This window comes from Candidatus Defluviibacterium haderslevense, assembly GCA_016712225.1.
GTDB classification, from domain to species: Bacteria; Bacteroidota; Bacteroidia; order Chitinophagales; family Saprospiraceae; genus Vicinibacter; species Vicinibacter haderslevensis.
The window spans coordinates 4,986,615-5,000,955 of sequence record JADJRL010000003.1; the positions used below are offsets into that span (position 1 = coordinate 4,986,615).

The following is a 14,341-nucleotide window of genomic DNA, read 5'->3' on the forward strand; positions in this document are numbered from 1 at the left end:
ATTCAATATGAATATACGAGGCAGAAAACGCGAAGGAGCAGAATTAAGTGTAGAATCACTTAATGATATCATGTTTTTCTTATTGCTATTCTTTTTGATTGTGTCCACTTTGGCCAATCCGAATATCATTAAATTGATGTTGCCTTCTTCTAAACAAAGCGAGCAGACTTCAAAAAAACCGATTAATCTGTCCGTTACCAACGACTTAAAATACTATATTGAAAAAGAACCTATAGCCTACGAAGAGATTGAACCAAGATTGCGTAAATATGTAGCCAATGTACCAGATTTGACGGTGGTTATTCGTATAGATAATCGATTGGAAGTTCAGCAATTAGTGAATGTACTACAAATAGGTGTCAGTCTTAAAGTTAAAATGGTACTTGCAACGGAACGCTCTAAATAGGTTTTCAGGGCTTTTAAGTTTAGATTATTTATTTTATGCAGGACATTAAGGGTATTTAAACATACCCAAGTTTTTAGATAAATTCCTTACTTATAATGAAACAATAGTTTGAAACAGACCACTTCAAACAAATTCAAACAACCTCATTGCCTCAATAAACTTAGTATCTAATTTCTAAGTGTTTTGTTATTCTCCAACAAATATTGAATGCGTTCTAAGGTCTTAGGTTCAGTACACAAACTCAGAAATGCCTCTCGTTCCAAATCTAGCAAATACTGTTCACTGACTTTTTGTGGATAGGACAAATCTCCACCACATAAGACATAAGCCATTTTCTTGGCTATTTTTATATCATGTTCAGAAGCATAATTTCCCAACTTCAAAGTATGTGCTGCTGCATACAATGGCCCTAAGCCTGATCTACCAAGAACATTAACATCTGTTCTGGGCTGCTTAGCTACATAACCGTTAGCCAATTGTAAAACTTTTTGTTTTGCTTTAAAAATATGTGTAGATCCATGAATACTTACCGTATCTCTCTGATACTGCAAATAACCTAAATCAAAAGCTTCATATGCAGATGTTGCAACGGAAGCCATCGCTAAGGTTTTAAATTTCGAGATCAATAATGGAATATGAACTTCGCCCTCCTTCATTTCGTCAGACAGACGCAATGCAAATTCCTTTGTTCCTCCGCCACCCGGTAAAAGACCGACACCCATTTCAACCAAGCCAATATAAGATTCTACAGCACATACTGCAGCATCGCAATGCATCATTAATTCTGTACCGCCACCAAATACATAACCTTGAGTCGCAGTAACTACCGGAATAGAGGAATATCGGCAACGCATAGAAGTCTGTTGGAACAATCTCACTGCAATATCCAATTGGTCGTATTCTTGTTGAAAGGCCATCATTCCGACCAGCATTAAATTGGCGCCCACCGTAAAATTAGTCGCATTATTTCCAATAACGATACCTTTCCATCCATTGGTTTCAGCTAAAAGAATACATTCATTAATACCGCGTAAAATACCTTCACCAATGGTATTATGTTTACTTCTAAATTCCAAGGCTAACACTCCATCACCTATATCATAAAGATTTAATTCAGGATTTTGGTAGACTATATTTTTATTATCATATAAACTGAATCTGATGATATCATCTTGACCTGGAATTAATTCATAATTTAGAGTCAATGGATTTAAGCAAAGCAATTGATTTCCTGATTTATCATAGAAGCTGTTTACTTGTTTATCCTTCATGGCTTGAACCCATGGTGCAGCTTGTTCATTCGCTTCTTGGATTAACTTTAATCCTTCCTCAAAACCAATAGCATCCCAATATTCAAAAGGTCCAAGTTCCCATGCAAAACCATTTTTTAAGGCAACATCAATGTTATAAATCGTATTTGAAATTTCAGGAATTCTATGAGAAGAATAAGCAAATAGAAATCCAAGAGATTGTTTAATTAATTGCGCCCCTGCGTCATTACATTTGATGATGGCTTTTAATCGTCTCGGCAAATCATCAATTTGTTTGGAGACTTGCAGACTTTCTAAATTTGACTTTGTGTCTTGTTTATATTCCAGTGTTTTAAGATCTAATGCATGAATTATTTTTTTACCATTGGCATCTTTTTCCTTAGTTGCCACATAAAAGCCCTGCTCACTTTTGCTTCCGTACCATTTATGTTCCATTAAAAAATGGATAAATGGTGGCAATGCAATAGATTGCAACATACTATCCGACGGACAATTCTTTTTTAAACCTTCAATAACATAGTAGGCAGTGTCTAAACCCACAACATCAGATAATCTGAAAGTTCCAGATTTAGGTCGCCCTAAAGCGGGACCAGTAAGTTTATCTACATCAGAAATGGAAAGTCCAAGCTCACTTGTCAGCGAAAATATTTTTAACATGGCAGAGACCCCAATTCTATTAGCGATAAAGGCAGGTGTATCTTTACACAGTACCGTCTGTTTGCCAAGATATTTCTTACCAAAATCAGTTAAAAAATCAACTACTTCAGGTAAAGTATATTCTGTTGGAATAATTTCTAAAAGAGGTAAATATCTTGGTGGATTAAAAAAATGGGTGCCGCAAAAATGGGCTTGAAAATCCTGAGATCTGTTTTGAATCAAATCATGCATTAATATGCCTGAAGTATTACTTGTAATAAGGGTACCTGGTGTTCTGAATTGTTCTACCTTTTCGTAGAGGCTTTGCTTTACATCGAGTCTTTCAATTACAACTTCAAGTATCCAGTCAACCTCTTTTATTTTAGATAAGTCGTCTTCAAAATTTCCTATTTGGATATTCGCTACAAACTTTTGATGATATATATTGGATGGTTTATTGGACAAAGATTTAGCTAAAGAATCGCGAACTATTTTATTTCTATCTGCAGAAGCATGTGGAAGATCCAACAGCAAAACATTAAATCCCGCCCCTGCAAAATGACACGCAATTCCAGATCCCATTAATCCTGATCCGAGTATTGCTACTTTCTTTATTCTCCTGTAATTCATTCAGTAAATGTCCGAATAAATTATTAATGTAGAAAGCATTTCAGAATCAAATCAGCATTTATTAATGATAAATTGATCATCCAAGGTAAATTGCTCAAACAAATTGAAAAAATAGGTGATACATATCTAAAAAGTCAATCATGGGATAAATCTACACTTCAAGAAACCGTCTTTTGTAAAGTAAATTAGATTTGCAGATCAGTGAAATATTTTAAACAAAATAACAATACTTCAACGGTAAGATCAAATACAAAAATATCCGTTTAGGATCTTGGAATTCTTTTAACTAATTTGATGGTCTTTAACGTGGTGCCATCATTAAGAATGAATTGAGCTAAATATATTCCATCTCTGAGGTCCTCCAAATTAATGGTACGTCGATTTGGATTCCACATTTCTTCTCTGATTACTTTGCCCATTAAATCCCTGAGTACCAACTTTGATACACCATTGATTTCACCTTGAACGCTCACCATTTCATTGGCTGGATTTGGAAAAAGGCTAATATTTGATTTTTGGATCGAACTTGTGGAAGAAGTAATTTTTTCATTGAACTGAACACTAATTTTGGAAGATCCATCGCCTGCGCTGCTATTATCAGCATTCACTCCATTTCCTCCAGCATAAAAACTAACTGGTCCAGACCCTTTAACCGGCGCTGTCCAAGCAACTTCAAATATGTTGGTCACACTTCGAGATTTATGTTCTGCATATTGTCTTCCTGAATTTAATGTTGTCACTTTAGAATTACTAGAAATAGGAGCGAAGGTGTTAATCGATGTTCCAGTCTTTCCTAAAGCTGCTTGTAGTGCCACCAATTGAAATCCAAAAGCTTTAGGTATTTCCCCATTCACATGATTGATACGGACCTTAACTGTATAGATCTTATTGGGTTCATACATGAGTACAGAATCTCCGTTGTCGAACAAAGTAAGAGATAAACTTACATTTATAGGTCCATTGTGACAACTTTTACAAACCGTTAAATCATCTCCTGGGGCACCTGTACTTCCTGTTCTACCAGAAAAAGCCCGACCACTTTGATTCGACATCAACGCTGTGGCTAAAAATCCTAAGCAAAATAAGGTGTAAATGTATTTTTTCATAATCCGGTATTAAAGAGGTCAAAAATATGAAATGGAGATATAAAACACTATTAATTAAAAGTTAATTAAAAGATTTATATCCATTTATTGAGAGTAAGACGCCCTAATTCGGCGTTCGTTTAAATTTAAACTAAATAATACTAAAATTTAATTTATCGCTACTTATAACATTGAAATCTTCTCATTGACCAAAATGTCAAAATATATTTCAAAATTGCCGAAATGACGAAATGCTAAACTTAATTCGCGCAAAGACCCGCCCTAAAAATCTATACACAAAAAAAAAGTTTATAGTAAAAAAAGATCAGGAATTTAATGCCCAAATCAGGCAAAAGCAAGGTCGATATAACAAGCGTTTAATCTCAAAGATAGTTAGCGATGTGGAATCCGGACACTCGCGGAAGGAATTGCAAAACCGTTAACTCAAGGGTTCCAAATACTTAATCTGGGAGTTAAGGAAAATCGCCTAAATGTATAAAAGTGTGTGAACTGTAGCATATGGATTCACTTTTGAAAGATCCACAGCATTTCTAAAAATGAGTTGTAGGCTCCAAGGACTGTATTTTCAACCATCTTGACCTTCGAACAACCAATACTTAGTTTCGTAAATATCGTTATATGCCATTAATCTGAGGATAATATTCTCAGATGTTAATCAACAGTCCAACCCAAAGATTCATAAGGCGATATTTTTCCATCTTCAACATCATCTACTATTTGTATTCTTTTGAAATGTTCTAATATGTCATTCTTTTTGCTTGATTCTCTAGAATGGTTTTTTAATTTACTGTTTTGATCATTTTCGTCTATTTCATATATCATTCTATAGTCCCATTCATTAATCGATTCCTTAATTTCAAGACTTTAACCCTTGGCTTGTCTTTCAACTCAGCGTTTATTTATTAATACATTTATCATTATTCATTAGAATATCAATAATATACACATTACATAAATAAAAATATTAAAATTTATTTGGTTTTTTTAAATATTACGTACTACATTTGCAGTGTACTAATTAACTAATACAGTAAATTTAAATAAATGAAACAACAACTTGCCAACTTTAATAAATCAGAATCTTTCAACACATCCAATTCTTTCACCATGGAGAAATCGCAGAACGTGTACAAAACATTACATCATCCTTTCAACACTACCACCCTGCCCTATTCTTATAATTGGTTAATCTCTTCTCAAAATTATAATATCGGGCTGACACAAAGCACTGAATTCCGCCCTCCTTTTACATTAAAATTTTTTATTCCTAAAATTGATCTAGGCCCTACCCTTTCAACTATAGCAAAACAATGTATTTCTAAAATAAATAAAAACTTACATATGAAATCAATATTTAGTTTTCTCTTCATCCTTTTCGTGGTGTCTTTTACTTTTAAAGCATCAGCCACTAATGTAATTCCATCATGTGGTTACAGTAAGTTGACCCCACCTGGTGAGGCCGTTTGTTTTCAAACTATAAATGGTTCCGATCATTTACTTGCTACTCATCCGACCAATCAGGTACGTTTTATTACTCAAGATGCTAATTTCGGTTATTCATTTTCCGATATGGCAATATCGCTCATATTGATTCCTGAGATTAAACAACAAACCAATACGAATACGACAGAAAGTGCAAGATCAAATTCAGTATTGGCCGTTTTTGAAGGTATAAATACGGAGAGTCAATTAATGGGGATGAAAAAACCCGATGCACAAATATCTTCGGCTTCAACGAATGCTAAGGAAATTCAAGAATGTAATTACCCTCAAATTTTTTACACGGAAATTTATCCAGGCATTGATCTAATATTTAGAGACCATAATAATTTGCTCCAATATGAATACGTAGTAATGCCGGGTTTTGATTACAAAGAAATACGATGCAGATTGGAAGGAGCAAAAGATTTATTTGTTAATTCATCAGGTCAACTTTCGATTGTTACGGAAGCTGGAGTGATCGTTGAAGAAGCCCCACAGGCAAATCAAGAAGGTAAATTTTTGAACGCTAGTTGGGTTGTAAAAGGTGATCAAATAACGATATCTATATCAGGAGTAGACAATACCAAAGAACTCCGAATAGAATCTTTTTTCCATGGAGATGCGCCTAATAAAAATGGGATATAAAATAATTTCAAACACATATTTGTTAGCATGGTCTAACGATACGGATAGGTTGATATAATAAAGGGAATACAAAGGTCATTCTCTTCACTTACAGTCTTAGAATACATGTTATCTATATTAAGTTCTAGTTAATAACACAAATGACATTTTATTATAGACACGTTTATCACAGATTTGATTTTTTCAATTCCGAAATATAGATATACTTCACGTCGTCAACATAACGGAGAGGTACTTGCGACGTGCCGCCACTTGTTCTGAAGCCAAAAGTGTCTTGTCCTAAAATAGCTATACAGGTTAATAAATAAATCCTAAAATGACTATGCAATAGAATTTTTATTCCCAAAGTCCAAATTGAGGATTTTTGCCTTTTACCCCTCGAAACATATTTTCAATGGTTGCTAAATCTTCAGCGGCATTCTGGGTGCAATAAAAGGCTGGACAAAATTCGATATGTTTATCTGCAAAATTGAATTTGACAGGTATGATAGGAATATTGGCTCCTTTGGCAATGTAATAGTAACCTGTTTTGAATTGTGTTACCTTGTGTCGGGTACCCTCCGGAGATATGACTATAGCAAAAGCATCATGTTCATCAAAAATCTTGACATAACTTTCTACCAAATTATGGCTCTTCTCCCGATACACCGGATATCCTCCCAGGGCTCTAAAAATCCAACCAAATGGGGGCTTGAACAAGCTGGATTTACCCAAATATTTGATTTTTTCCAGTTTAAAAGCTGTTCTTACAATTATTCCTATGACAAAATCCCAATTAGAAGTATGTGGAGCTACAATAACAACAAATTTTTTTAAATCATACAGAGGTTCATAGCCGGATACTTTCCAATTCAATATTTTTAAAATGAATCTGCAGATTGAAGTCATATCTTTGCGATGCGTAGATTTAGAAGTATAAAGATAGAATTTCGATGGCGAAAGAGCAACATAAAATAGAAAACGAGAACAATAAAGATGATTTAGGCTTTGGTAAAGCATTTTCATCATCAAGAGGACGTTTAATTAGAGAAGACGGCAGTTTTAATGTAGATCGTGTCGGTACTAAAACAAAAAGTTTGTTCCATGAATTAATCGCCATGAAATGGCCTACATTTTTGTTGATGATCTTTATATTTTATGCTATTATCAATATTTTTTATGCGTTTATCTATTTTGTAATTGGCATAGATCAAATCTCCGGCATTGAAGCTGGAAGTTGGATGCACGAATTCGCTCAATGTTACTTCTTTTCGGTACAATCTTTCACAACTGTGGGATATGGTGGTATGCATCCTCAAGGTTATGGAGCTAATATTATATCTGGTATCGAAGCTTTGAGTGGATTGTTAACTTTTGCCATTATAACTGGGCTAGTATATTCAAAGTTTTCAAAACCTAAATCCAAAATACTATTTTCAAAACATGTCCTACTAGCGCCTTATAAAGATATTCAATCCATTCAGGTTAGAGTCTCTAATGAAATATCAAATAATATCCTGGATCTTGAAGCTTCTATGATCTTTGGATATGTCCCAAAAGACGGTTCAACCCGAATATTAAGAATCCTATCTCTGGAAATTCAAAAAATAGCTTTATTTCCACTAAGCTGGACCATTGTACATCCCATTGATGATAAAAGTCCATTAAAAGAACTTTTTGACGGCGATACCGATGATTTGGAAGTAGAATTCCTTGTCATTCTTAGAGGATATGATGAAAGCTATGGTCAACTGATCAATTCGATGAATGCCTACACTGAAAGCCATTTGGTAAAAAATGCTAAATTCGTGCCCATGTTTGAACTCAAAGACGGCAAGACTATGCTTTATCTTGAGAAAATTGATGAATTCATTAAATTGGATTAAACCTTTGATCAATAATATTATCTAATCACTAAACGTCAAATCCATTGAATCACGAAGAAGACCAACAGATACTTGATTGGATAGCCAATCCGAATACCTTGGAAAAGGGCTTCAAAGTTTTGGTGGAGAAATATCAACAAAAGTTGTATTGGCATGTCAGAAGAATGGTATTAAACCATGATGATGCAGATGACGTTTTACAAAACACCTTCATAAAGGTCTATAAAAGTATCGATCACTTTGAAGCTAAAAGTAGTCTTTATACATGGTTATACCGCATCGCGACCAATGAGACCTTGACCTTTTTGGACAGGAGCAAAAAATGGCAATATGATGGTATTGATGGTGCATCTGAACATCCGGCGATAAGTAACTTGAAGGCTGATCCTTATTTCGACGGAGATGAGATCCAGCTTACACTTCAAGAAGCCTTGCTCAATCTGCCTGTAAAGCAAAGACAAGTTTTTCAAATGAGGTATTATGAAGAGATGAATTATAAAGACATGTCGGATGTATTAGAAACCAGCGAAGGGGCATTAAAAGCTTCATTTCATCATGCTGTAAAAAAAATAGAGCAATTCGTCAAATCAAAAGAACGTATTTAATCATAGATAAGAATCGATAAACATAAAAATGAAAACCGAACCTGAATATATTCCAGACTTTTTAAAACCTAAACCGGTACAAATATTTTCTGTTTCACAGGACTATTTTAGTCATTTTGCGGAACGTCTTGAAGTCAACATGGAATCCAAGATCTTGTCTGAAATACAAGGATTAAATCACAATCCTTTCAAGGTACCTCAAGCATATTTCGAGCAAAATGCAATACACCTAACTCAATTAACTGTTTTAAAAAAAGAATCACATCACGTTCCTCCAGAATACTTTGATACATTAAGTTCTAATATTTTGAAGCGCATTGAAATTCAGAACAAGCCTGTTGTAAAAAAATCAATATTTAACAGGACGTGGATTTATAGCGTTGCAGCGATGCTTGTATTATCTGTCAGTTTATTCCTTATACAGATCAACAAACACAACTCAACAGAACTCAATTTAAATGTTATAGAAGAAGATGCCTTATTAGATTATGTATATGAAAATGCTTCTGATGAGGATGCTATAAACTTAATGGAAACTATGAACACTAATGATTTAAATTTATTAAAATTAGATGAATCACTCAATGATGAATCTATAGATGAACTTATACAAGAATACCAATAAACCAATAAACCTATGAAAAATAAAATATTTCTAAGCATTTTAGGATTGTGCATCATGAGTATAATACATGCTCAAGATCCACGTGAAGATAAGATGCAAAATAGAGAACGCATGCGTGAAAAAATCGAAGCTCAAAGAATAGCATACATTACTTCAAAACTCGATCTGAACGCTGATGAATCCGTTAAATTCTGGCCGGTCTATAATGAGTATACAAAAAAACGTATGGAACTCAGAAAATCAAGAAGAGACCTTAGAGATCAGGAAGAAATGAATGAGCAAGATTCTAAAAAATATGTTGAACAACAAATTGAAATTCAAGAAAAAGATTTAGCCTTGAAAAAAATTTATTACGAAAAATTTGGCAACATATTATCTTCACAAAAACTTGCTAAACTTGAAGAAGCAGAAAAAGAATTTACCCAAGAAATTATCAAGAATTTAAAAGAAAGGAGACGTGAGAACCGAATGAAATAGTTTTTTCATTATTATCCATATAAACTTTGTAAACTTTCTTCAAGTGACTTTAATCGGGTCTCACCGTCCATCAATTTTTTGCGTTCTTTTTCTAATAAATCTGGTGGCGCGTTTTGAACAAATTTTTCGTTAGTCAACTTTTTCTGAATAGAATTAATAAATCCTACAGTGTAATCAATCTCACTTTGGAGTTTAATTTTTTCTGCATCAACATCTATTTTAATTGGAAGGTCAACAAAATATTTGTGCCGCATTCCGATAAATGATTGGGCATTGGAAATGTCTTCTGTTGTTCGATCGACAGTAGATAAATTACCGAGCTTAATTAATAATTCACTGACGCCATCATATTGTAAAATATCTGGATGCTCAGATGTTAATATATACATTGGCACCTCTAAACTCATTTTAATGCCATATTTATTGCGAAGTTCTCTAATTTGGGTGATTACATTTCTCATTTCAGTGATGGTGGACAATAAAGCGACATCAGGTGTTTGAGCAATTGGATATTTAGAATTAATACAATCATCACCTTCATTTCGTGGCGTTAATTGATGCCAAACTTCTTCAGTAATAAAGGGCATAAAAGGATGTAATAGCGTACAAATGATTTCAAATCCTTCAATGGTATTTTTATAAATTTCAGCTGAAATCTCGGCACCATTTTTAGGTTTGATAGCTTCTAAATAAAAACCACAAAAATCCTCCCAAATAAAACTATACAATATTTTTAAGGCTTCTGACAATTTGTAGGAATCCATCAATTCATTAGTCTCTATGATGATTTCATTGGTCCTTTGTTTCAATAGTTCTGAAGCCAACAGATCTCCCTTCAGCACAGAAATTTCTGAATTTGGATGCCAACCCTTAATTAATCGAACGGCATTCCATATTTTGTTTGAAAAATTTCTTCCTTGTTCGCATAATTTTTCATCAAACAATAAATCGCCACCAGCCGGTGAACAAGCTAACATGCCAAATCGAACTCCATCAGCGCCAAACTCTTTTATTAATTCAAGAGCATCCGGAGAATTTCCCAACGATTTACTCATTTTCCGTCGAAGTTTATCCCGCACCATTCCTGTGAAATAAACGGTTTTAAAAGGAAACGTTCCCGTCCATTCATAGCCAGCCATAATCATTCGGGCTACCCATAAAAATATAATATCCCAGCCAGTAACTAATACAGAAGTTGGATAATAATATGCTAAATCGGCTTTAGCGTTGGGTCCTTCAAATACCGAAATGGGCCACAACCATGATGAGAACCATGTATCTAGTACATCTTCATCCTGTCTAAGATCGTCAATAGTAATGTGAGCATATTTTTTTTGGGCCAAGCATAAGGCTTCCTGTGGAGTAGTTGCAACAAAAACATCATCTTGATAATAGTATGCCGGAATTCTATGGCCCCACCACAATTGTCTTGAAATGCACCAATCACGGATGTTTTCCATCCAATGCTTGTATGTATTCTTCATGTTATCTGGTAGAAAATTTATGGTCTTGTCCATTACCGCTTGTAGAGCCGGCTCTGCCATTAATTTAGTGTCGACATACCATTGTAAACTAAGTCGAGGTTCCACAACAGCGTTTGTCCGTTCAGAACGACCAATGTTGGTTTGATAAGGTTCAACTTTGTCTAATACTCCGGCTTCTTCGAGTAATTTTTTAATTTTTTTTCTTACTATGAATCGATCTTCACCTATAAAAATCCGGGCCTCATCATTCAATGTACCATCTTCATTGAGGATATCAATAATTTCTAATTGGTGTTTTTTTCCCAATTCAAAATCATTCTGATCATGAGCAGGAGTTACTTTCAGAGCACCAGTTCCAAATTCCAAATCAACATATTCATCTTGAATAATGGGGATTGATTTATGGATTAATGGAATGATCACTTTTTTTCCATGAAACTGATTAAACCTCGGATCTTTTGGGTTCACTGCTACAGCGGAATCCGCCATTATCGTTTCCGGTCGTTGTGTTGCAATCGTAATATATTCATCCTGAGACCCTTCTACATAATATCTAATATAGAACAGTTGAGCCGATTCTTCTTTATGTAATACTTCTTCATTAGACAACACCGTTTTGGCTTCCGGATCCCAATTGACCATTCTTTTGCCGCGATAAAGTTTCCCTTTATTATACAAATCAACAAAAGCCCGGATGACGGATTCTGATCTGACTTCGTCCATTGTAAAAGCAGTTCTATCCCAATCACATGAAGCGCCTAATTGGCGTAATTGGTGCAAAATAATACCACCGTATTTATCCTTCCATTCAAAGGCATATTTCAAAAATTCTTCCCTGGAGATATCAGATTTTTTGATTCCCTTTTCACGAAGCATTTGGACCACCTTAGCTTCTGTTGCAATAGAAGCATGGTCAGTACCAGGAACCCAACAGGCATTAAATCCCATTAACCGCGCTCTTCGAATTAAGATATCCTGAATGGTATTGTTAAGCATATGGCCCATATGCAAGACTCCTGTAATGTTAGGAGGAGGAATAACTACCGTAAAGGCTGGGCGGTGATCCGGAACAGACTTAAAATATTTCCTTTCTTCCCAATAAGTATACCACTTATTTTCAATTCCATCAGGCTGATACCGGCTTTCTAATTCCATAATTATAACTTATTGTAACTTCACACATTTCAACTTAAACGGTACGTTTTTGTCGCTTTTTTTTGCAAAATAAAGCAAAAATATCGCCAAAAACCATTTACTATTATTTTATAACGAGGGATTTTATTTTTCCTCATTGATTAATTGTCATTAACAGACTGGTATCAGAACAGATCCAACCTAACTAATATTTAAAACGCCAAAACTTAGGCTTATCTTTTTGAAATTTTTGGACTACAAAAAAGTCTTCAGATGAATTTATTGACAAATTCTCTGTAAATGGCATCAATGTTAAATTGGCTATAATTTCTTTAACATAGGACTTATCCACTATGACAATAAAATCACCATTTTTATATAAGTCTAATTGTTTGTAAAATGATTTGAGGTCCGAATTATCATAATAAATAACTTCTTTACCATAGGAATCGACAATGGGTTGAAGAGTTAGAATATTACGTCTAAAAGGTGTAGTAAAAAAGGCTTTAATTTCTCTTTCCTTGAATAATTTAATTAATTTGATAGCACGCCATCTACCTTCTGAGGTAAGTCCCGGATCCAATCCTATGGAATCAATTTCAGCATGCAAAAGCAGATAAATAGTTTGTACCGAAGGATTTTTCAGGTCCTTAGAATAAACCGAATCTTTTGCATCATTTGACACAAAATAAGCTCCACGAATTGAATTCAATACAGGACTTCCTCCTTGTGCCCAAATCTGGATGTTAAACAAACCTATTAAAATAAAACAAGCAGATAACAATAACTTTTTCAAAAGAATGATACTATTTGAAGCAAAGATAGCTTAAAACAACAAGTACATAAAGCCAAAAGGCTATTTAACAGAGGATTAACGCATCTTTTGAGGCATTCACTTTAGTAGCAGCCCATTAGTTTTCAAATAGTACGCTAAAGATTACTGCTTTGTTAAATTACCTGTTGTAAGTGTTTCATGATTCAATGAAATCTTATACCAATATGACCCAGATGGCAAGGTAAAAGTAGGTACTTCAAAATGTGAACTAACGAATTGTGAATGAACCAACTTACCTTCTGTATTAAACAATTCAAAAATGGCATGTTGAAATTGATGCATTTCTGATTCCGGAATATCAACTATGAAAGAACTATTAAATGGGTTAGGTTTTGTTTGAACTATATGAAACATTTTTTCAGGATCCAAAACACCGGTAAGCTTTTCTTCATAACTGATGACCAGTGTAGGCCACAGGGATTCATCTAAATTTTCACTAGAAGCAAACAATGCTAATTTAAAAGGTGCTTCATTAGCTAAAGTCATCATAAATCCATAATTTGTATTCAATGAATCTCTCATATCTTTAACCAAATCAGTAACATCGATGACATAATTTTGTCGGTTATAAGAATTTGTCCGAGTTGCAGCTACCCGTTTATCAGAAGTAGTGGTGGGTTGATTAGACCATGTCACGAGATTGGATTCCCAAAAACCAGTAATTCGTTCTACCCAAAATTCATTATTTCCTTCATGAATATAATTCGTACCTGAAATGGTATCGTGATATGGATTAAAGTACATCAACAATTTAGCACTTTTTATATTCGCTTTAGCGGGCAATAAAGACATATCAAATTTCAAAAGAACTCTACAAGAAAAAGGATTGTTTCCCAGAGTCCATGCATAAGGAAAAAGAGAAGGACTTTTATCATAATTCAAGTTAATTAAAGAATGTACATAAGTATCTTCAACAAGGCAATTATGTCTATTTAAAATCAAGGATTTTTGGGCAAACAAAACTTGGACAGTCAATAGCCAAATAAAGGGTAAAAAAGATAATGAGATGGATTTATTTTTCATATATAATAGTTTAACAATTGAAGATAAAGATAGACAAAACTAAATAAAATTAAATGAAATTATATCAAATAATGAAACCTACTTTTAGAATGTGTCTATTTAGAAGATTTATTCCAA

General features: G+C 34.0%; 13 protein-coding genes. 6 read left to right on the forward strand and 7 right to left on the reverse strand.

The features are described 5' to 3' along the window. Positions 1-7 precede the first annotated feature (7 nt). A complete protein-coding gene (locus IPK88_19515; protein MBK8245626.1) occupies positions 8-406 on the forward strand; it encodes a biopolymer transporter ExbD in 399 nt (132 codons plus the stop codon). Between the two features lie 167 nt (positions 407-573). Here the strand turns inward: IPK88_19515 and IPK88_19520 are convergent, their stop codons facing one another. The 3 genes from IPK88_19520 to IPK88_19530 all read right to left on the reverse strand — a co-directional run bounded on the left by IPK88_19520 (position 574) and on the right by IPK88_19530 (position 4,871). Next, positions 574-2,943, reverse strand: coding sequence for a 3-hydroxyacyl-CoA dehydrogenase/enoyl-CoA hydratase family protein (locus IPK88_19520; protein MBK8245627.1), 2,370 nt, complete (start codon positions 2,941-2,943; stop codon positions 574-576). 263 nt (positions 2,944-3,206) lie between these two features. Continuing rightward, positions 3,207-4,049, reverse strand: coding sequence for a T9SS type A sorting domain-containing protein (locus IPK88_19525; protein ID MBK8245628.1), 843 nt, complete (start codon positions 4,047-4,049; stop codon positions 3,207-3,209). A 651-nt stretch (positions 4,050-4,700) separates the two neighbouring features. Then, complete coding sequence (locus IPK88_19530; GenBank protein MBK8245629.1) at positions 4,701-4,871, reverse strand: hypothetical protein; 171 nt, start codon at positions 4,869-4,871, stop codon at positions 4,701-4,703. A gap of 222 nt (positions 4,872-5,093) precedes the next feature. On the opposite strand from IPK88_19530, the gene IPK88_19535 reads away from it, so the two are divergent. Then, a complete protein-coding gene (locus IPK88_19535; GenBank protein ID MBK8245630.1) occupies positions 5,094-6,176 on the forward strand; it encodes a hypothetical protein in 1,083 nt (360 codons plus the stop codon). Between the two features lie 336 nt (positions 6,177-6,512). On the opposite strand, the gene IPK88_19540 is transcribed toward IPK88_19535, so the two are convergent. Then, complete coding sequence (locus IPK88_19540; protein ID MBK8245631.1) at positions 6,513-7,064, reverse strand: 1-acyl-sn-glycerol-3-phosphate acyltransferase; 552 nt, start codon at positions 7,062-7,064, stop codon at positions 6,513-6,515. A 44-nt stretch (positions 7,065-7,108) separates the two neighbouring features. On the opposite strand from IPK88_19540, the gene IPK88_19545 reads away from it, so the two are divergent. From IPK88_19545 to IPK88_19560, 4 genes are read left to right on the forward strand one after another with little or no spacing between them, the layout of a single operon-like run. Then, positions 7,109-8,041: a transporter gene (locus IPK88_19545; protein MBK8245632.1), complete on the forward strand. Its 933-nt coding sequence runs from the start codon at positions 7,109-7,111 to the stop codon at positions 8,039-8,041. 44 nt (positions 8,042-8,085) lie between these two features. Then, positions 8,086-8,646, forward strand: a complete 561-nt coding sequence (locus IPK88_19550) for an RNA polymerase sigma factor (GenBank protein ID MBK8245633.1) — start codon at positions 8,086-8,088, stop codon at positions 8,644-8,646. A 28-nt stretch (positions 8,647-8,674) separates the two neighbouring features. Further along, positions 8,675-9,271 carry a hypothetical protein gene (locus tag IPK88_19555; protein MBK8245634.1) on the forward strand — a complete coding sequence of 199 codons (597 nt, stop codon included), beginning with the start codon at positions 8,675-8,677 and terminating at the stop codon, positions 9,269-9,271. 12 nt (positions 9,272-9,283) lie between these two features. Then, positions 9,284-9,748: a hypothetical protein gene (locus IPK88_19560; GenBank protein MBK8245635.1), complete on the forward strand. Its 465-nt coding sequence runs from the start codon at positions 9,284-9,286 to the stop codon at positions 9,746-9,748. Positions 9,749-9,759: 11 nt separating this feature from the next. On the opposite strand, the gene IPK88_19565 is transcribed toward IPK88_19560, so the two are convergent. From IPK88_19565 to IPK88_19575, 3 genes are all read right to left on the reverse strand, one after another. Next, complete coding sequence (locus IPK88_19565; GenBank protein ID MBK8245636.1) at positions 9,760-12,387, reverse strand: valine--tRNA ligase; 2,628 nt, start codon at positions 12,385-12,387, stop codon at positions 9,760-9,762. Positions 12,388-12,571: 184 nt separating this feature from the next. Continuing rightward, positions 12,572-13,162, reverse strand: a complete 591-nt coding sequence (locus tag IPK88_19570; GenBank protein ID MBK8245637.1) for a histidine phosphatase family protein — start codon at positions 13,160-13,162, stop codon at positions 12,572-12,574. 141 nt (positions 13,163-13,303) lie between these two features. Next, positions 13,304-14,224, reverse strand: coding sequence for a T9SS type A sorting domain-containing protein (locus IPK88_19575; GenBank protein ID MBK8245638.1), 921 nt, complete (start codon positions 14,222-14,224; stop codon positions 13,304-13,306). Positions 14,225-14,341: the final 117 nt, after the last annotated feature.